At 72.6% G+C, this 18,414-nt stretch carries 17 protein-coding genes; 10 read left to right on the top strand and 7 right to left on the bottom strand.

The annotated features are described in order from the left end of the window. Positions 1–17 precede the first annotated feature (17 nt). A complete protein-coding gene (locus LQ327_RS01435) occupies positions 18–269 on the bottom strand; it encodes a hypothetical protein (RefSeq protein ID WP_230729744.1) in 252 nt (83 codons plus the stop codon). A gap of 225 nt (positions 270–494) precedes the next feature. On the opposite strand from LQ327_RS01435, the gene LQ327_RS01430 reads away from it, so the two are divergent. The 3 genes from LQ327_RS01430 (at position 495) to LQ327_RS01420 (ending at position 4,013) form a co-directional block, all read left to right on the top strand. Then, positions 495–2,054 carry a purple acid phosphatase family protein gene (locus tag LQ327_RS01430; RefSeq protein ID WP_230729743.1) on the top strand — a complete coding sequence of 520 codons (1,560 nt, stop codon included), beginning with the start codon at positions 495–497 and terminating at the stop codon, positions 2,052–2,054. A 172-nt stretch (positions 2,055–2,226) separates the two neighbouring features. Next, positions 2,227–3,108, top strand: coding sequence for an STAS domain-containing protein (locus tag LQ327_RS01425; RefSeq protein WP_230729742.1), 882 nt, complete (start codon positions 2,227–2,229; stop codon positions 3,106–3,108). Next, complete coding sequence (locus tag LQ327_RS01420) at positions 3,105–4,013, top strand: hypothetical protein (RefSeq protein ID WP_230729741.1); 909 nt, start codon at positions 3,105–3,107, stop codon at positions 4,011–4,013. Before LQ327_RS01425 ends, LQ327_RS01420 begins: the two co-directional genes overlap by 4 nt. Here LQ327_RS01420 and LQ327_RS01415 read toward each other — a convergent pair. Next, positions 3,985–4,584, bottom strand: coding sequence for a GrpB family protein (locus LQ327_RS01415; RefSeq protein ID WP_230729740.1), 600 nt, complete (start codon positions 4,582–4,584; stop codon positions 3,985–3,987). The two genes, LQ327_RS01420 and LQ327_RS01415, sit on opposite strands and share 29 nt — an antisense overlap. Before the next feature lie 31 nt (positions 4,585–4,615). After that, positions 4,616–5,215, bottom strand: a complete 600-nt coding sequence (locus LQ327_RS01410; RefSeq protein ID WP_230729739.1) for a mycothiol-dependent nitroreductase Rv2466c family protein — start codon at positions 5,213–5,215, stop codon at positions 4,616–4,618. Between the two features lie 147 nt (positions 5,216–5,362). Here LQ327_RS01410 and LQ327_RS01405 point away from each other — a divergent pair, with 147 nt between their 5' ends. After that, on the top strand, positions 5,363–5,968 hold the full coding sequence (locus LQ327_RS01405; protein ID WP_230729738.1) for an HAD family hydrolase: 606 nt from the start codon (positions 5,363–5,365) through the stop codon (positions 5,966–5,968). Between the two features lie 112 nt (positions 5,969–6,080). Here the strand turns inward: LQ327_RS01405 and LQ327_RS01400 are convergent, their stop codons facing one another. Both LQ327_RS01400 and LQ327_RS01395 read right to left on the bottom strand, forming a co-directional pair. Then, a complete protein-coding gene (locus tag LQ327_RS01400) occupies positions 6,081–6,695 on the bottom strand; it encodes a class F sortase (protein WP_230729737.1) in 615 nt (204 codons plus the stop codon). 117 nt (positions 6,696–6,812) lie between these two features. Further along, entirely contained in the window at positions 6,813–7,628 is an 816-nt protein-coding gene (locus LQ327_RS01395; RefSeq protein ID WP_230729736.1) for a GVDTG sorting domain-containing protein, read from the bottom strand. A gap of 666 nt (positions 7,629–8,294) precedes the next feature. Between LQ327_RS01395 and LQ327_RS01390 the strand changes: the two genes are divergently transcribed. The 6 genes from LQ327_RS01390 to LQ327_RS01365 all read left to right on the top strand — a co-directional run bounded on the left by LQ327_RS01390 (position 8,295) and on the right by LQ327_RS01365 (position 16,606). Further along, positions 8,295–10,958, top strand: coding sequence for an AAA family ATPase (locus tag LQ327_RS01390; protein WP_230729735.1), 2,664 nt, complete (start codon positions 8,295–8,297; stop codon positions 10,956–10,958). Positions 10,959–11,181: 223 nt separating this feature from the next. Further along, positions 11,182–11,436 (top strand): hypothetical protein, encoded by a 255-nt coding sequence (locus LQ327_RS01385; RefSeq protein ID WP_230729734.1) that lies wholly within the window; start codon positions 11,182–11,184, stop codon positions 11,434–11,436. A gap of 234 nt (positions 11,437–11,670) precedes the next feature. Continuing rightward, the gene (locus LQ327_RS01380; RefSeq protein ID WP_230729733.1) at positions 11,671–13,509 is read left to right on the top strand and encodes a hypothetical protein; all 1,839 of its coding nucleotides are present in this window, start codon (positions 11,671–11,673) and stop codon (positions 13,507–13,509) included. 268 nt (positions 13,510–13,777) lie between these two features. Further along, complete coding sequence (locus tag LQ327_RS01375) at positions 13,778–14,353, top strand: hypothetical protein (protein ID WP_230729732.1); 576 nt, start codon at positions 13,778–13,780, stop codon at positions 14,351–14,353. A gap of 127 nt (positions 14,354–14,480) precedes the next feature. Next, positions 14,481–15,938: a flavin-containing monooxygenase gene (locus tag LQ327_RS01370; protein ID WP_230729731.1), complete on the top strand. Its 1,458-nt coding sequence runs from the start codon at positions 14,481–14,483 to the stop codon at positions 15,936–15,938. Between the two features lie 284 nt (positions 15,939–16,222). Next, positions 16,223–16,606 carry a hypothetical protein gene (locus LQ327_RS01365; RefSeq protein WP_230729730.1) on the top strand — a complete coding sequence of 128 codons (384 nt, stop codon included), beginning with the start codon at positions 16,223–16,225 and terminating at the stop codon, positions 16,604–16,606. A gap of 23 nt (positions 16,607–16,629) precedes the next feature. Here LQ327_RS01365 and LQ327_RS01360 read toward each other — a convergent pair whose 3' ends face one another. Continuing rightward, the gene (locus tag LQ327_RS01360) at positions 16,630–17,130 is read right to left on the bottom strand and encodes a pyridoxamine 5'-phosphate oxidase family protein (protein ID WP_230729729.1); all 501 of its coding nucleotides are present in this window, start codon (positions 17,128–17,130) and stop codon (positions 16,630–16,632) included. 187 nt (positions 17,131–17,317) lie between these two features. Beyond that, positions 17,318–18,385, bottom strand: coding sequence for a serine hydrolase (locus LQ327_RS01355; RefSeq protein WP_230729728.1), 1,068 nt, complete (start codon positions 18,383–18,385; stop codon positions 17,318–17,320). Positions 18,386–18,414 lie beyond the last annotated feature (29 nt).

Here is an 18,414-nt window from a genome sequence, read left to right as displayed (position 1 = left end):
GGGCGGCTCCGGAGTGCTCAGGGGTAGCTGCCGTCGCCGGTGCTGACCCCGCCCGACGGGACCCCGTGCGTCTGCGAGTACGACGTGCTCGTCGACCCGCCGGTGAACGACGTCGCCACCGACTGGATGAAGACGATGGTCTGCTGCCCCGCGTGGGCGAGGCCCGACGCCAGGTTGCTCGTCGTCGCGGCGGACTGCGTCGGCTGCGTGATGATCGCGTAGAGCACCAGCAGGACGACGATCCATCCCACCACTCGCCCGATGCTCATGGCGGGATGAATACCCCGACCGCAGGCTCGACGCACCGGGTGAAGGTCTGTTTTCGCAGGTCAGCGTCTGTTCAGACGCGCCGTGACCGTCGAACGGCAGCCACGGCGTGGGCCGGGTGGCGGGGTGAGCGACCACCCAGGTGCGAGTCGAGCGGCGTCGCGGGTCCCGGCATCGCTCATCCGAGCTTCGCCCGGCATTCATCCCGGCCCCGCAGGATCCGCGGCATGCGCTCCGCCGGACCGTCCGTGTCGCGCCGTTCCCTGCTCGCCGGGGGCGCCGGCCTCGGCGCGGGCGCGGTCACGCTCGGCGCGGCCGGGTGCGGGACCGCGTCGCCGTTGTTGCTGCCCTCCACGTCGACGGCGGGTGCTGCGCCGGTGCTCGGCCTGCACACCCAGTTCGGCGCCGACGCCTCGCGGGAGGCGGTGGTCTCCTGGGTCACCCCGGCCTCCGTCGGGAACCCCCGCGTGATCTTCGGCGACGCGACCGCCGGGTTCGGGTCGTCGACGGCGGCCGAGACCACCACCTACCGCGACGCGCAGTCCGGCACCGAACTGCAGGTCCACCACGCCCGCCTCACGTCGCTCTCGCCGGACACCGACCACGTCTACGGCGCGGTCCACGACGGTGCCGCCGCCGAGCTGGGCACGCTGCGAACCGCCCCGAGCGGTCGGGCTCCGCTGCGGTTCACCAGCTTCGGCGACCAGGGCACCCCGACCCTGGGCAAGCAGTCGGCCGACGGTCACTGGGTCAACGACAACCTCGGATCCCCCGCCGCGGGCGACGTGACCGCCGCCGTCGAGCAGGCCGCACCCCTGTTCCACCTCGTCAACGGCGACCTGTGCTACGCGAACCTCGCGGTCGACCGCGTGCGCAGCTGGTCGGACTGGCTCGCCGACACCGGGCGCTCGTCGCGGCACCGTCCGTGGATGCCCGCACCCGGCAACCACGAGAACGAGCGCGGCAACGGGCCGTTCGGCTACGGCGCCTACCAGGCACTCTTCGCCCTGCCCGATTCCGGCGCGGACCCGGAGACCCGCGGGCTCTGGTACGCGTTCACGGCGGGCTCGGTGCGCGTGGTGAGCCTCGCCAACGACGACGTCGCGCTGCAGGACGGCGGCAACTCCTACGTGCACGGCTACTCCGGCGGGGCCCAGGCGCGGTGGCTCGAGGGCGAGCTCGCCCGTTCGTCGGCGGACTCGTCGATCGACTGGATCGTCGTCTGCATGCACCAGGTCGCCGTCTCCACCGTCGACAGGTTCAACGGGGCCGACCTCGGGGTCCGCCAGAGCTGGCTGCCGCTGTTCGACCGGTACGGCGTCGACCTCGTGGTGTGCGGCCACGAGCACCACTACGAACGCTCGCACCCGGTACGCGGGGCACTCGGCACGGACACCCTGACGCCGCGACCCGTCTCGATGCGCACCGACGTCGTCGACACCTCGGCGGGCACCGTCCACATGGTCATCGGCGGCGGCGGGACGTCCTCGCCGTCGAACCAGCTGTTCTTCGACCCGCCGGCCTGCCGGGTGATCACGGCGGTCGGCCCGGCGGACCCCGCCACCGGCAAGAAGACTCCGGTGTACGTCGGGGAGCAGGCCCCGTGGTCGGCGGTCCGCGACCGGGAGCACTCCTACGGCTTCGCGACCTTCGACGTCGATCCCGGGTCGCCGGACGGGGACACCACGATCGCGGTGACCTACTCGGCGGTCGTCGGGCCCTACGGACGGACCGTGCCCGTGGATCGCTTCGAACTGCGGAAGGCGCGGGACCGCGGTCGGCAGTGAGGCTGTCCGCGGGTCGTTCGCGTCGAGTGGACTCGGGTGGTTGTTCCCGCAGCCGTGGGGTCCACTCGGAGGGTCGGCCGGCGGTGGGCGGCCACCGAATGCGCTGCGGCAGCCCGTATCGTCACCTGCGCACGACATTGTCGACACGTTTTCTCACCGGTCGGGGGCGAGGATGTCGATCAGCACCGGGAACGGTCGACTCGTCGAGCGCCCAGAAGTTCACAGCCTGCTGGTCTCGGAGACCACACCGGACCAGCGCGTCGGCGCCGCCGCATGGGTCGACGAGCAGCTCGCCGCCGGCGCGAAGGTCTTCTACAAGTCGCGTCCCTGCGACTGGGGCGGTGACGATCCGCGGTGGCTGGTCGGTCCGGCCGGGAGCTCGTGCGCCCGGTGGGCGTTCCGCACCGGTCAGCTCGAGATCCGGGACTTCGCCGAGGTCATCGACCTGGCCGGCGGAACCACGCGAGGCCTCCGCGAACTGCAGGCCGCCGAGGTCGCCCGCGGTCTCGACGAGGGCTGGCCCCGGCTCGCGATGTCGCAGGAGAGCGCGAGCCGGCCCCTCGCCGACGACGCCGAGATCGCCGAGTACGCCGAACAGGAAGCCGGGTACGACGAGCTCGCCCGCCGCTGGCCGCTGACCACGCTCTGCCAGCTGACCCTCGCGCACGAGAGCTCGCCCGCAGCCTGGGAGATCGCCGGTCTGCACAGCGGCGACATCGTGGACCACCAGTGGAGCGCGGCCTGGTCGGACGGTCGGTGGCACGTGCGCGGCGAGCTCGACGTCACCGTCGTCGGGCGCTTCAGCGCCGCACTCGACGGCGCGCTGCGTCAGTGCCTGCACAGCGAGGACGACCCGACGTTGCGCATCGACGCCTCCGGGATCGAGTTCCTGGACGTCGGCAGCGCGCAGAGTCTGATGCTGGCCGGTTACGCCGCCGCCCGCCGCCAACGCATCGTCGTCCACGGGGCGCGCGACTCGGTGCGCAACGTCGTCACCGCCGTCGGGCGGCCACCGAGTCTGTCGTTCACCGCCGAGACGTCCGTCCCGCGATGACGACCACGTCGTGGGCGGGCTCGTCGAGCCTGGAGCACGTCGGTTACGTGTACGACTCGACGACCGGGTTCGCCCGCGGCGTCCTCTCCCAGGTCCGGGCGGTTCTCGGCGCCGGGGGGCAGGTCTCCGCGGTCGTCGACCCGGGGGAAGCCGAGACGTTGCAGGACGCCCTCGGGCCGGGGTCGGCGATCACGTTCACTCCTCCCGCCGAGCTGGAGGACTCGAACTCGCTCTTCTTCGACCATCTCCGTGACGTCGCCCGGGCACCACGCGGACTGGTGCTGGCCCAGTACTCGGTTTTCGGGATCCCCGACGGCCGGCTGCGCCGCGGCGAGGACGACATCAACCGGCAACTGGCCCACCTCCCGGTGACCCTGATCTGCGCGTGTTCGACGACGGCGGCCTCCACCCGGCTGGCGACGGCCCACGGCGTCCATCCCCGGCTGCTCGTCGACGGGATCGTCCGCGACAACGCCGCCTACCGCCCGGCCGACGCCGTCGTCCAGGCGGGCAGCGGGACGCCCATCCTCGGTCTAACCTTCCGCGGACCGGCCGACCTGCACCACATCCGGGGCCACGTGAGAGCGGTCGTCTCGGCGGCCGGACTGGACGACGCGGCCGTCGACGCGCACGTCGTCGCGGTCCACGAAGCGGCGCTGATCGTCGCGAACCGCCTGCCCGACCGGCCGGGTGCGCCGGAACCCTGCGAACTGGACATGTGGGCGACCGACACCGCGATCACCGCCGAGATCCGCGCTCCGCGGTCAGCGGAGATCGCCGCGAGCAGCCCGCCTCCGGAGGGACTGGAGTACGTGCGCCTGTTCTGCTGGCACGCGGCGAGTTTCGACGCGGCCGGCACCTACGGCGTCCGGGTCCTCACCCGACGCTCCCACCCTCGGCCGTGAGCCACCGCTGGTCACGGGGCCATCCGGCACGCGCGAGGATCGCGTCGATGACGGGTTGCTTCGCCTCGGCGTAGTAGTTCATGTCCGCCCACTCGCGGTCGGCCAGGACGCGCTTCGCGGACTCGTACAACTGCCGGTCGGCCGGGTCGGATCGCAGCCGGTCGCGGAAGAGCAGGTACTTGCGGACCTCGGGATGTCCGGGCGGGTAGCAGTGCAGGTTGACCGGCTCGTCGGGCTCGCCGGTCCGGAGGCAGCGGTGCTGCGGCTCGCGCACCCGCAGGTCGTAACCGGCCGCCTCGAGATCCGGCAGGTAGGCCGCCTCGTCGTCGGGGTCCTCGATCCCGACGACGATGTCCACGGTCGGCTTCGCCGCCAGCCCGGGCACCGCCGTCGACCCGATGTGCTCGACGAGCGTCGCGCGTTCCCCGAGCACCTCGCGTAGCTGCTCGGCGCGGGCCTCGAAGCGCAGCGGCCACGACGGGTCGTACTCGCGCAACGTGACCCACACCGGGCGGGGTCCGTGCACGAGGACCTCGGCCAACGACGGGTCGTCGAGCTGGTCGTCGGACATCGGCCGCCTCCTGGTCGAGCAGTCCCGTGGTTCAGTCGGGGACGGGGTCGCTGCGCCGCCCGCGCTTGAGCTCCGCGAACACCGGCCGGCGAAGCAGCGTAGCCACGGCGTCGAAGATCTCGAGCGCTTCCGGCCCCCGGGGTACCTCGGTGAGGATCGGGCCGAAGGTGCCGACGCCGTCGATGTGCGTGATCGGGGTGCCGACGTCGTCGAGGGCGACGACGTCCATGGCGCGCCGATGGCTCGCGTACACCGCCTCGTCGAAGGCCTGGTCGTCGGCGGCGGGGTAGAACTCCCCGGCGTCGAGGACGTCGAGCGTGTCGCGCAGGACCTCGTCGCGGCCGCGCTGGTGGAGCACGTGATAGCGGTACCCGAACTCGCGGAAGTAGCCGTCGAGGGTGTCCCGGCCGCGGGCGGCGGCCAGGGCCTCGGCGACCCGGACCTGGCGCCAGGCGCTCTCGGTGCCCCGCGCGGTCTCCCAGGGATCGGACGGGTCCCGGTTGAGGATGGCCAGCGCCATGGAGTGGAAGCGCAGGTCGACGGGGCGCTGCCGGGCCACCTCGCGAACCCATTGCGAGGTCACCCAGGCGAACGGGCAGACGGGGTCGATGAAGAAGTCGATCGTGGTCATGCGTGGCTCTCCCAGTGCCGCCCGACGTCGTGCCCCGAGGCGTCCACGAGAGGCCAGGGTCGCAGACGCGGAGGATCTCGGCGAGGCATCGGATCTGCGACCTCGACCGATGGCAGTCGGGAGATCCGACCCCTACCGTGGCCGCGCATGGAGATCCGGGCGGTGGTGTTCGACATCGGCGGGGTCCTGGAGATCACGCCGCCGATGGACGTCGGCGCCCGCTGGGAGGCGGAGCTCGGTCTCCCCACCGGCGCCGTGCACGACCGCCTCGGTGATGTCTTCGCCGCCGGCTGTCTCGGCCACGTCACCGAGATCGGGGTGCTCGACGCGATCTGCGAGCAGCTCGAGGTCACCACCACCGAGGCCGACCGGCTGATGGCGATCATGTGGGAGCGGTACCTCGGGGTCGCGAACACCGAGCTGATCGAGTGGGCGCGCGAGCTCCGGCCGCGCCACCGGACCGGCATCCTGAGCAACAGCTTCGTCGGGGCGCGCGAGCGCGAGCAGCAGGCCTACGGCTTCGGCGACCTGGTCGACGTCCTCGTCTACTCCCACGAGGCCGGCGTGGCCAAGCCCGACCCGCGGGCCTACGCGACGGTCTGCCGGCAGCTCGGCGTCCGCCCCGACCAGGCCGTGCTCCTCGACGACGTCGACGCCAATCTCGACGGCGCACGCTCGGCGGGCATGCTCGCCGTCGGGTACCGCACCAACGCCCAGGCGATCACCGAGCTCCGGGACCTCCTGGCCGACTGACCCCGCTACGTCGCCCAGCCGCCCGAGATCGGGATCCCGTCACCGTCCAGCGCCCTCCCGTCGACGTGTCTCCCGGTGCCGGTACCCGCACCGTCCGCCGTCATAGCGAAGATCAGGGATCGATCTGGTTGGCGTAGACGACGGTGTTGTCGAGGTAGGAGCGGGCCTGCGAGTCGAACGGGCCGCCGCAGGTGATGAGCCGGACCTCGGGACGCGTCGTCGGGCCGTACACCGCCGTCGTCGGGAACGCGTCCTTCGGGTAGCTCTGGACCGAGTTCACCCGGTAGACGACGGTGCGCCCGTCGGCGCGGGTGATCGTGAACTCGTCGAGCGGTCGTAGGGCGGAAAGCCGGTAGAACACCGACGGACCGTTGGCGGCGGAGTCGATGTGGCCGAGCACGACCGCCGGTCCCGGGCGCCCTGGAGTGGCCGAGCCGGTGTACCAGGCGGCCTCGTCGTAGTGGGGACCCGGCGCGGGGACCCCGACGGTGCCGTCGGGGTTGAGGCCCACGGGGTTCACCGCCGAGTCCACCCCGATCGCGGGGATCGCGATCCGCGTCGGCGGCGACGCCGGCAGGTCGGCCGCGGCCGTCGTCGTGGGCGTCGGGGTCGACGTGACCGGTGCCCGGTCGGCGACCGCGGCGACCGGAGCCGCGGCCCGCGGCCCCGTCGTCAGCCCCAGCACTACCAGGACCACCCCGACGACGGCGAGCCCGGCGACGGCCACGAACCATCCTCGACGTCGGGTCGGTGACATGGCGGGTTCCTCTCCTGCGGTCGTCGCGACGGAAGCCGGGGACCGGGTCCGCGGACCCGGTCCCCGGGCCGTCCGTGCCGTGCGGACTCAGCTCCGCTCGGCGGAGCGGCGCCGGACGACGACGAGCGCGCCGCCCGCCACCGCCAGGACCAGCACGCCGCCGGCGAGCAGCGTCGGGTCGACCCCGCCGGTGGCGGTGCTGCCGCCGCCGGTCTGGGCGCCGCCGGTGGGCATCGCGCCCGGCATGGCGGCGGCGCTGCCGCCCTTGCCGGGCAGGTTCACGACGATCGTCGCGATGCCGACCGTGGTGCCGCCCTTGATCGCGTCGGTGGAGAACGCCTTGTTCAGGGCTGAAGCGGCGTCGGCGGACAGGCGCACGGTGGTGCCGGTCAGCGTCGCGGTGCCCGCGGCGGCGTCGGTCGTGATCGGCTTCAGCGTGGACCCGTCGAGGTCGAACAGCGTGACGGAGTCGGCCACGGTGGTGCCGTTGGCGGAGACCTTGCCCTTGAGCGTGGCGGGCTGGCCCGGGTCGATCACGAAGTTCTCGAGGGTGACCTTGGTGCTGCCCTTGGTCAGGCTCAGGCCGGACCCGTCGTGCATGATCATCCCCTGGACGTAGGGGGTGACCTCGCCCGGCTTGTAGACGGTGACGTTGCCGCCGGTGATCGGGAACTTCGCCGTCCCGTCGGTGACCGTCGCGGTGCCCGTGGGCGCCGGGGTCACGTCCAGGGACTTCAGCGCGCCGGTGAACCCGGAGTCGAGCTTCACCGAGGTGCTCTGTCCGGTCAGGCTCGGGATCGTCGCGACCGGCGGCGGACCCGCCTGGGCGACGGCGATACCGGAACCGATCCCGGTGAGCGCGAGGGCGGCCACCCCCGCTACGGCCATGCTGCGGAACTTCATCTCGTGACTCCCCTGGTCGCCCCGGCCTCGCCGCCGGGTGTGCTGCACATCCGCACGAGACCGGAGAATCGTTCAGAGGAATTTTCGCCGGGTTTTCTTCACGGGAATCACACGAGCCTCCCGACGCATTCGACCGAGGACGGATGATCGGCACGGCCGAACCGGATCCCGAGGTCGTGCGAATGGCGGCGACCGGGGTGGCCGGGCCGGGGCGCCGTCCCTCCGCGCTCGGCCGGCACAGTCGGTCCACCAGTGCGTTCAGAGGATATCGCGTTCGGGTCGAAGGTCGTCCCCATTCGGACGGTCCATTCCGACCCCTCGGTCCACAGTTACTCGCGGAAGAGCGGCCCCGTGCATGACGCCGTTGTCGGGCACCGGACGACGCGATCGGTCTTTGCGGTCCGCAAAGTCGCCGTCCGGTACCGGTAATCGTCAGCATTCGGACCGGACGGGTATGCCGCAGCGCGATTATCTGAGAATCTCCCACAGTGCCGAACCGCGATCGTGCGACGGTTCGAATCGAGGTCGGGAGTGAGGCCGACAAGGCGTCCGCGGACTGGGGGGTCGTGGGGCGCCGAACATTTCAGTGAATCGGGGGGAGTTCACAGTGAGCAATCACGGTAGACCATTCGGGGGCGGGTGCGGAGTCAGGGGTGGGCCGGAATGATGAGCGGCATTCACTGGCCGCTGATCGGGCGACAGGACGAGTTGTCGGCCCTGACCCAGGCGTGGCGGAGCGGGCGTCCGGGCACGGTGATCGTCGCCGGGTCCGCGGGACTGGGCCGGTCGCGGCTGTTGTCCGAGGCGCTCGAGGCCGCCCGCCGGGACGGACGCCCGACGACGTGGACCGTCGGCACCGGCGCCGCGGGTGACGTACCGCTCGGGGCGTTCGCCCACCTGCTGCCCGCTCTCGACCCCACCATGCGTCCCCTGAGCCTGGTGCGCGAGGCGGCGACGCTGCTCGGCGTCGGCCGGGGGAGCGGGCCGGTGGTGATCGGGATCGACGATGCGCACCTGCTCGACGAACTCTCCCTGACCCTGGTGCACAACCTCGCCCTGGGTGCGGCCGCGTCCCTGCTCCTGACGGTGCCGTGCGACGGCCCGGTCCCCGAGACCCTGTCGGGACTGTGGAAGGACGGGCTGGGGACCCGGCTGGAGCTGGCTCCGCTGTCCCGGGGCCGGACCGACGAGCTGATCGGTGCGGTGCTGGGCCCGATCGTCGGCAGCCGGACCAGCCGTCACCTCTGGCAGCTCTGCCGCGGCAACCCGATGTACCTGCGGGAGGTGATCGCCGCGGCGCTCTCGGACGGCGGGATCGCCGCACCCGACGGGGTGTGGCTCTGCACCCGCCGTCCGGAGGTGCCGCCCCGGCTGGCCGAGACGGTGCGCGCCCGATGGGGACCGCTGGACCCGACGGAGCGGACGGCCCTGGAACTACTCGCTCTCGACGGACCGCTGTCCGCGGCCGAGCTGGTGAAGCTCGTCGGCGTGGAGGCGGTGGCGGAGCTGGAACGGCGGCGACTGGTCACCGTGGACAGCGACGGTCGACGGAGCCGTGCGCGGCTGATGCATCCGCTCTACGCCGACGTCGTGGCAGCCGGGATGCCGCAGGTCGGAGGCCGACGGTTACGCCGACGTCTGCTCGAGGTCCGCGACGCCACGACGCACGCCCCGCGGGCCCGGACCGCCGGCGACCGGCCTCGTCGGACCGGCGACCGACTCCGGATCGGGTCCCTGCTGCTCGACAGTGACCACCCGGGACGGGACCCGGCGCTGCTCACCGTCGCCGCGCGCGAGGCCAACGCCGCGTTCGACCACGATCTGGCCGAGCGGCTGGCCCACGAGGCCATCGACGTGGGGGCCGGGCTGGACGCCCACCTGGCGCTGCTCGAGGCACTGCGCTGGCAGGGTCGTCGCGGGGAGTCCGCCGAGCACGCCGACCGCGCGTCCGCCCTGCTCGGAACGGGTGTCGAGCGCGCCCGGCTCGCCGGTTCGCGCGCGCTCACCCTCTTCTTCCTCGATCACCGCCCGGGAGCCGCCGAGGCGACGCTGGTCGGCGCACACGGACCCGCCGGCGTCCCGCGCTGGGCACCGCGTGCCCTCCGGGCCGTGTTCGCCGCCCTCCGCGGCCGCCCCCGTCAGGCCCTCCGCGACGCCGCCGACGTCATCGCCGCGCCGGACGCAGGACCCGATGCCGCGGCGTGGGCGGCAGTGGCCGAGGCGCTGGGGCTGGCGCTGACCGGTCGGAGCGGCGAAGCGGGCCGCGCGGCCGAGCGGGCGTCCGCGACCCTGGAGGAGCAGCCGTCCGAACCGGAGTCCGCCCTCCGCCGGATCCTGCTGATGCACGCTCGGCTGCTCGCGCTCTGGACGGCCGGGCGCGTGTCGGACGCGGAGCACCTCGCGGAACAGTGGCACGAACGTCAGCTCGCCGGTGCCGCGTCGGGCGCGGACGGCGTGGCGGTCATGCACCGCGGGGCGCTCGCGTCGGCGGCCGGTCGTGCCCAGGAGGCGGTGCACCGGCTGACCGAGGCCTGTCTCGAGCTCGGGGACCGCGATCCGATCGGGTGCCTTCCGCTGTCGGCCGCGTGGTTGGGCCAGACCGGCGCCACCGTCCCCGGCGACCCGCCCGCGCCGGCCCCCCTGAACACGGTGTCCGAACCCGAGGCGCTCCTGGCCCGCGCCTGGCGCGCCCGTGCCGCCGACCACCCCGACGCCGTCCACCTGGCGTGGCAGGCCGCGTCGAGCGCCGCGGGGATGGGCCTGGTGGGCTCGGAGGCCCGCGCGCTGCACGCCGCGGTCTGTCTCGGCGCCGACGACACGGCGCTCGATCGTCTGGCCGAACTGGCCGCGGACCTGGACGGCCCGGTCGGCGGGCTGTACCTCGACCACGCCCGCGGCCTGCTCGACGACGACGTCGACGCCCTCGACGAGGTCGCCGCGGCCTTCGCGCGGCTGGGCTGCGGCCGCCTCGCCGGTGTCGCACGGGACCACGCCGCGCGTGCTCGGGCCGGCACGGGCGGGCCTTCCGCCGCACGGTCGGGCCCGGCCCGGGAACCGGACCCACCCGGTTCCGAACCGCAGCCCGTGGGCCCCGAGGCACTGACCCGGCGCGAGTACGAGGTCGCGGTCCTGGCGGCCCGCGGGCTGAGCAACCGGGCGATCGCCGACGGCCAGCACCGCTCGGTGCGCACCGTGGAGAACCAGCTGGTCAAGGTGTTCACCAAGCTCGCGATCCACCGTCGCGCCGACCTCGCGGACGCCCTCGCATCCCGGAGCCGATCGGCGCGATCGTCCGGGGCGGACCCATTGGGTACCGGGGGGACCGGGTGAGTAGTGGCGGTCCGTCTCGCCGGTCGGGTAGGTCCGCTTCGCGCGGGAATTGAGTAGGAACTACTGATTCCGATCTCGGCAGCCCTTTCCACGATGGTCTCGCCGGACGGTCGAGAGCCGATCCGGCGGACCACGGGGAGAGGCCGGAGATCCGCGCGAATGGGCGGAATGCCGGTCTGTTCTCCATCCCCGGCCCTGGGGGGCCGATGTCAAGGAGGACCGGATGTCTCAGGCACTCAGCGCAGCCGAGCTCGACGACGCACGGGTCGAGCTGCTGCCCGCACGCACGCTGATGACCGCCATCACCGGCGGCGCCGGCGGCGCCGGCGGCAAGGGCGGCAACGGCGGGATCGGCGTGAACCTGCTCAACATCAACGTGGGCGGCCACCAGACCAACAACGCCGGCAACGGCGGCAACGGCGGCAACGGCGGCAACGGCGGCCACGCCAGCCAGGTCAACGTCCACAAGGGCTGGTGATCTCCGGGCGCTGACTCGGCCAGGTCTGTTCGGTCAACGCCTTCTGTCCGGCCTCAGGGCCCGGGCGGCGGGAGGGGCGCCACCCCATTCGGCGCCCCTCCCGCGTCCGTTCCGTAGAAGTCCGACCGCCACCGGGAGGCCGTCGTGTCCACCCACCTTGCGACAGACACCGCGACGGGGCCGATCGCGAGGGGTTCGGACGAGGCGGCGGATATCGGGGAGTCGGTCACGGCCGTGATCCCACGGCTGGCCGAGGGCACCGAGCTGATCGGGGAGTACCAGGGCTCGGGCTTCCGCGAACCGAAGTACATCGTGCGGCGCGCCGACGGGCAGGTCGCCCAGCTGTCGCAGCTGCTCTACGTGCTCGCCGCCCATCTGGACGGTCGCCGCGACCACGACGCCCTCGCCGCGGCGGTGGGCCGGGAGCTCGACCGCGAGCTGACCCCCGAGCAGGTGTCCTTCCTGCTCGAGGAGAAGCTCCGCCCGCCCGGCATCGTCGCCCCTGCCGTCACCGACGCCCCGCGCGGCGCGGCCCCGGAGAGCCCGACCCGGCCGGATCCCCTGCTGATGCTGAGGTACCGGCTGCCGGTGATCCCGCCGCGGGTGGTCAACGCTGTGGCGGGTCTGCTGCGCCCGATGTACTGGCCGCCCGTCGTGGCGGTGATGCTCACGAGCTTCCTCGCCCTGGACGGGGTGGTGATCGCCCGCGGGGGGCTGGGGCAGATGTTCCCCGCGGCCGAGGCGCTCGTGTCCCGCCCCGGGCTCACGCTGCTCGTCCTCGGGGTGATCCTGGTCGCGGGGATGATCCACGAGTGGGGGCACGTCACGGCGTGCCGCTACGGCGGCGCCGAGCCCGGGGTCATGGGCTTCGGGATCTACGTGGTCTGGCCGGCGCTGTACTCGACGGTGACCGACGCCTACCGGCTCGGGCGCGGCGGACGACTCCGCACCGACCTGGGGGGCGTGTACTTCAACGCGGTCGTGATGGCCGCGATGGCCGGCGCGTACCTGGGCACCGGGTCGGGCTGGATCCTGGTCGCCCTCGCGCTCTGGCACTTCGAGACCCTCTGGCAGTTCCTGCCCTCGATCCGCCTCGACGGCTACTACATCCTCGCCGACCTCGTTGGCGTCCCCGACCTGTTCAGCCGCCTGGGCCCCGTGATCGCCGGCCTGTGGCCGGGTCGGCCGACCCCCCGCGAGGTTCTCGAGCTCAAGCCCTGGACCCGGCGCGTCATCACCGTGTGGGTGCTGCTCGTCGTGCCCACCCTGCTGGCCTGGCTGACCGTCTTCCTGATCATGCTGCCGGCGCTGGTGCCGGCGCTGGTCAGCGCGCTGCGGCAGATGGTCGCCGCCACCGTGGCCGCCTTCGAGGCGGGACAGGTCACCACCGGTTGTCTCGGGGTGGTGCAGGTGCTGCTGCTCCTGCTCCCGCCGGCCGGCATCGGCCTGATCGCCGCGACCTTCGCCCGCCAGGCGGTCCGCGCCGCCCGACGCCGATGGGGGCCGTTCCGGCTCCGCCGTCGGGTGCACCGGGCGCCGGCGCTTGTCGGGGGGACCCTGGTCGCCGCGGGTGCGCTGCTCGGCGCCGCCGCCATGGCCGGCGTGGTCACCCTCGGCCCGGGTCCCCTCCTGCGGAGCGCCCCTCCGCCGGCGGTGACACCGGCGCCGCCGCCCGTCGGCCTCACGGTCATCGGCCGGGTCGTCGCGGTCCAGGACGCGCAGACCGTCACCGTCTCGATCGCCGGGCAGGACGCCACGGTGTCCGTACTGGGGCTCGAAGCACCCACCGGCTGTGGGCGGGACGCGGCCCTGGACTTCGCCGAGGACACCCTCGACGGGCAGACGGTCACCCTGGTGCCCGACCCCACGATCCCGCCGGTCGACGACCAGGGCCGCCGGCTGGCCTACGTCGTGCTGCCCTCGGAGCTCTCCTACACCGACGCCGCGCTGCTGGGGGGCTACGCGGCCCGATCGACCGCCCGGCCGCTCTGGTACGACCCGGTCTTCGTCCGTGAACAACGCGACGCCCAGCGCGCCCGGGCCGGGATCTGGGGCGCACCGTGCCGCGGCTGACCGGGGCCGCTCACGGCGACCCGAATCGCCCGGCACGGCCTCGATAGGCCGTTCGTGACGGCGGACGAGCCGATGTGACTACATACCGCAGCAATTTCGCGGGCTACTTTCGTCCATGAGGAGATCCGTCGGAGAACGACGGGTTCTCCGCCTTTCGGCAGCCCGGATGTCGGGATGCGTGAGGAGTCAGGGGGTCAGGATCATGTGGGTCATTCCTCCACTGCCGCCCGGGGCGAGTCGGGCCGATCGTGAATGGCACCGCCGGGAAGTGGCAGCCACCGAACGCGAGATCAGGAACGTCTGGACCAACGTCTGTCTGGTCACCCACCTCTCGCAGGTGATCCCTCCGCCCGGTCCGATCCTCCAGACCCCGCTGGTCGGCGCGATCACCCTCGACTCCGTCCCGGCGCGGTTCTCGGTGAAGCTCCGACCGGGCCAGTTACCGGGCGACTTCGCGAAGCAGACCGAACGATTCGCGGCGGCCTTCCGGGTGCCGGCCGTCGAGGTCGCGACCCTGACCCAGGACAACCAGTGGGTATCGATCCGGCTCATGGAGCCGGTGTGGATCGAGTGGCCCGACGAGTACGTCGTCGAGCCGGCCCCGATCGAGGAGCCGGCGCCGGCGCTGTCCGACGACACCGTGGAGCAGCCGGGCGATCACGCCCCGGTCGGTGGTCCGCGGAGCCTCCGTCACGGTCGGCACCGCTCGACGAAGCAGCTCCGCAGCGGCCCCGAACCGTCGCGGGAGCCGACGCCGTCCACCGCGCTCAGCAGCGTCCTCCGGTTCCTCGGCGACTTCTGGCGTCTCCCGGACTCGGACGGCACGCGGCCCGCGAACCGCTGACCCGGACGCCGTCGGGACGTGTCGGCCGACGGCACCGGCGGTCATCCCGTACGTGACCTCGACAACATGAACCACGGCTCACCATCATGTTAAGGTGAACCGAGATTCATGTAAGGAGATGGTGCACGTGCGCACGGACGCGCCGACTCGGGTGCTGGTCATCGGTTCCGGGATCGCGGGGATCCTGACCGGGATCGAGCTGCGGAACCGCGGGCTGACCGACTTCACGATTTTGGAGAAGGGCGACACCCTCGGCGGGACGTGGCGCGACAACGTCTACCCCGGGGTGGCGTGCGACGTGCCGGCCCATCTCTACAGCTTCTCGTTCGCCCCGAACGTGCACCCGAGGACCCGGTTCGCGAGCGGGCCGGAGCTCTGGAACTACTTCCGCGAGATCGCCGAGCGCCACGACATCACCGGGCACATCCGCTACCGGACCGAGGTCGCCGACGCGACGTGGGACGGCACGCGGTGGACGGTCACGACGACCGACGGCGAGACCTTCGTCGCCGACGTCGTCGTCTCCGGCGTCGGTCGGCTCCAGCAGCCGTCGTGGCCGGACATCCCCGGTCTGGCGGACTTCCGGGGCCGGTTGTTCCACTCGGCGCGCTGGGACCCCGCCGCCGAGATCGACGGCGCCCGTCTCGGGATCGTCGGCACCGGCTCGTCGGCGACCCAGATGACCGTGGCGACCTCGTCGCGCGTCGCGCATCTCGATCTGTTCCAGCGCACCGCTCAGTGGATCTTCCCGATGGACAACCTCACGATCCCGTGGTGGCGCCGCGCGCTGATGCGGTTGCTCCCGGGCTACGCCCGCCGCTACCGCGCCGGGATCAAGCGCTGGGTGGACGAGATCGGGCGCGCGGCCACCGGTGATCCCCGCGCCGCCGAGGAGCGCCGACAGACCGTCGTCGACCACCTGAACACGGTGCGCGACCCCGAGCTGCGCGCGAAGCTCACCCCGGACTACGAGGTCGGGTGCAAGCGGCTCGTGATCTCCGGGGAGTTCTACGACGCCGTCCAGCGCGACAACGTCGATGTCGTCACCGATGGCATCGAGCGGGTCGAGACGGGCGGCGTGCGCACCACCGACGGCGTGCTGCACGAGCTCGACACGCTGGTGCTCGCGACCGGCTTCCACGCCGACGCCTACCTGCGGCCGATGACCGTCACCGGCGAGGACGGCGTCTCCCTCGACGACATCTGGACCGACGTCCCGATGAACTACAAGTCGGTCGCACTGCCGCACATGCCCAACTTCTTCATGATCAACGGGCCGTTCTCGCCCGGTGGCAGCGCCTCGGTGCTCTCGATCATCGAGATCCACGTCGGGTACGTGATGCAGCTGATCGACAAGGTCGTCGCCGATCGGGTCGCCCTCGCGCCCGACCCCGAGCGCAGCGCCGAGCTGCTCGCCGAGATCCGCGAGCGCGCGTCGAAGACGGTGTGGGGCACCGGTGGCTGCACCAGCTGGTACCTCGACGACAAGGGCCTGCCGCTGGTCAACCCGATCCTGCTCGACGACCTCGAGGCCGACATGCGGCGCCCCGACCTCGCCGACTTCCGGACGACGGCCCTGACGTGACCGACCCGTACGGCAGGTTCACCGGGGAGGCGAAAGCCGTGATGCGAGACCGCCGGTGATGAAGTCGCGGTAGAACGCGATCACCTGCTCCCGGGGGGGTGTCGGGATGGGCGATCCACCAGTGAACCGAGCACCGGACGTAGCGTAGCGATGCCGCAGCGTGGCAACGCCCGGTCGTCGACGGGTCCGGCCGTGGCGCGACGACGCGGTGTTCACCGGGAGCACCTCGGATCGTGTCCTGCACGCAGTGGACCCCGTCGGCTCCCGGGAGAACCCTCAGCTGCGTGAACGATGCGCCAGCACCCTCGCGGCGTGACACGACGCGCCCGACCGCCCCCTTCGTCGAGACGCTCCCGAGCCCGTCCGCGCTGATCACCCGTCGCGTGGCGAGCGATGCCGCCAGCGTGGTCGTGGCGATCGCCGGGGACGTGGGCGCCCACGACGCGACCGTGCTCCATCACTGGGTGCGCACCGAGATCGACAACAGCCGGACCGAGCAACCGCAGATCGTCGTCGTGATCCTCACCGAGGTCACGTCCTTCGCGCCCGGCCTGCCCGAGGCGCTCCACGCGCTGCGGCGGCACGCGCGGGAGATCGGTGTCGGGCTGCACCTGCTCGACTTCGGGAGGTCCGGCCTGCACCGGATCCTCCAGGACGAGCGGTCCTGAGTCCGACGACCGGCTCGCCGCGACTAGCGGAAGCGGTACCGCGTCTGACTGTGCGGAGCCTTGCCGAAGGCGAGGATCTTGCTCGGCGCGACGTGGAAGACCTGCGGTCGCATGTCGCCTGCCACGAACCCGCCGTCGTCGATCTCCCAGTGCCAATCGCCGGCGTACTTGGCGTCGTAGGCCTCGGCGATGCGCCGGAGCGTCGCCACCTCGTCGACCCGGGTGGCGACGCCTTCGACGACGACGTCGAGCCCCTGGGCCCAGGTGTTGACGCCAGTAGTCACGGCCACCTGCGGGCCATGCTCCAGGTTCCGCGTCTTCTGTTCGTCCGGGCCGGTGGTGAACGCGAAGCCGTCGTCGACCCACACCCCGACCAGCGGCGTCACGTGCGGGCGCCCGTCGGCGCGGACCGTGGTGAGCCAGTACAGCTCGCTGTCACGCAGCGCGGACTCCGCCGTGGCCCAGGGCGTCGCCTCGGCCTCCGGATTCCCGAAGCGCCGGTCGATCTCGACGGTCGTTGACATCGGGGGCTCCAGTCCTGCCGACGGAACGCAGAGTCCTAGGAGCGTACCAGCCGAGCATTCCGCGCTCGGTGAACTCACGAGCGCGCTCGGCGACGCTCGTGTCAGCGTGACCCCGACCGATCAACGATCCTTCGGGGGACTCGTGCTCGCGTCGATCCGGCGATCGCCGTACTGCGGGCGGGAGAGGTCAGAGTTGGCAGCGGAGTGCCGCGGTGACTTCGGGGCTCTGGACCGAGGCGACCAGGACGTCGTTGAACGCCTGGCTGGATTCGTCGACGCGTCGGGTGTCGAGTTCGCTCATGTGACGCACGAGCAGGACCGCGGTGGCGACGGTGCCGTCGTCGCGGCGCAGCTCGATGCCTCGGGTGAGGACGCCCGTGAGCGAGCCGCCCTTGGCTCCGAGGGCGGTGATTCCTGGTCCGGGGTCCGGGTCCTGCTCGGCGAGGGCCCGGGCCCGGTCGGCGCCGGGGAAGCTGCCACGACCGACCGCCGACCAGAGCGCCTGGAGCTGCCGAGCGGTCCCGCCCGGGCCGCCATCGGCCCAGCGGGCCTCGACCGCCGGCGCGACGTTGCGGGTATCGGCGTCGGCTCGGAAGGCCGGGTCGGTCGCGTAGCGCTGGGCGAGGGCCCACTCGGCGGCGCGGCGCGCGGGCCGGTCGGTGGCCGGCGGGACCAGTTCGGGGGTGAACAGCGAGACGAGGAAGCCGGTGGTGCTGATCAGCTCTGGGTCGGCCCAGCCGACGTCGTGGGCGGTGTCGAGCAGGGCCTGGTCGCCGAGGCGGGCGCGCAGGTAGTCCGGTCCGGCGTCGTCGCTCCAGATGCTGATCTCGGTGGCGAGCTGCTCGATGGTGACGATGCGATCCGGATCCGTGGCGCGGTTCCCGGCGCGCGGGATGCCGAGGTGGTCGAGTGCCCTGGCATGGGCGGTCTCGGTGGGGTTGTAGACCTCCCAGCGTTCCCAGTCGCCGAGCCGGACCGGTTCGTCGGGGCGCACGACACCCAGAGCGACCGCCCGGGCGTACGCGGCCAGGTTGAGGGCTTTGCTCGCCGAGGCCATCGGGACGACGGTGTCCGCGCGGTGCTCCAGGCGGGTGCCCCGCCCGTCGTCGATGACGAACGCGACGTCATCGCGGTGCGCGGCGAGGTAGCCGACCCAACCCGCCGTGGTGCCGACGTCGGGCGCCGGCGGGGCCGCGCATCTCCCGAGCGTCGGCGCCGCGCAACCCGTCGCCGCGAGGAGAAGCACCGCCGTCACTGCACACCACAGTGACCTGATCCGGCGCG

Source organism: Actinomycetospora endophytica (assembly GCF_021026375.1).
In the GTDB taxonomy this organism is placed as follows: Bacteria; Actinomycetota; Actinomycetes; order Mycobacteriales; family Pseudonocardiaceae; genus Actinomycetospora; species Actinomycetospora endophytica.
Note: the sequence above shows the minus strand (reverse complement) of the source record. Positions and strands in the feature narration are given on the sequence as shown.

What these genes read in the sequence shown, in the direction of transcription:
- LQ327_RS01435 (WP_230729744.1), bottom strand. Translation starts at nt 269, where the DNA reads ATGAGCATCGGGCGAGTGGTGGGATGGATCGTCGTCCTGCTGGTGCTC.
- LQ327_RS01430 (WP_230729743.1), top strand. Translation starts at nt 495, where the DNA reads ATGCGCTCCGCCGGACCGTCCGTGTCGCGCCGTTCCCTGCTCGCCGGG.
- LQ327_RS01425 (WP_230729742.1), top strand. Translation starts at nt 2,227, where the DNA reads ATGTCGATCAGCACCGGGAACGGTCGACTCGTCGAGCGCCCAGAAGTT.
- LQ327_RS01420 (WP_230729741.1), top strand. Translation starts at nt 3,105, where the DNA reads ATGACGACCACGTCGTGGGCGGGCTCGTCGAGCCTGGAGCACGTCGGT.
- LQ327_RS01415 (WP_230729740.1), bottom strand. Translation starts at nt 4,584, where the DNA reads ATGTCCGACGACCAGCTCGACGACCCGTCGTTGGCCGAGGTCCTCGTG.
- LQ327_RS01410 (WP_230729739.1), bottom strand. Translation starts at nt 5,215, where the DNA reads ATGACCACGATCGACTTCTTCATCGACCCCGTCTGCCCGTTCGCCTGG.
- LQ327_RS01405 (WP_230729738.1), top strand. Translation starts at nt 5,363, where the DNA reads ATGGAGATCCGGGCGGTGGTGTTCGACATCGGCGGGGTCCTGGAGATC.
- LQ327_RS01395 (WP_230729736.1), bottom strand. Translation starts at nt 7,628, where the DNA reads ATGAAGTTCCGCAGCATGGCCGTAGCGGGGGTGGCCGCCCTCGCGCTC.
- LQ327_RS01390 (WP_230729735.1), top strand. Translation starts at nt 8,295, where the DNA reads ATGAGCGGCATTCACTGGCCGCTGATCGGGCGACAGGACGAGTTGTCG.
- LQ327_RS01385 (WP_230729734.1), top strand. Translation starts at nt 11,182, where the DNA reads ATGTCTCAGGCACTCAGCGCAGCCGAGCTCGACGACGCACGGGTCGAG.
- LQ327_RS01360 (WP_230729729.1), bottom strand. Translation starts at nt 17,130, where the DNA reads ATGTCAACGACCGTCGAGATCGACCGGCGCTTCGGGAATCCGGAGGCC.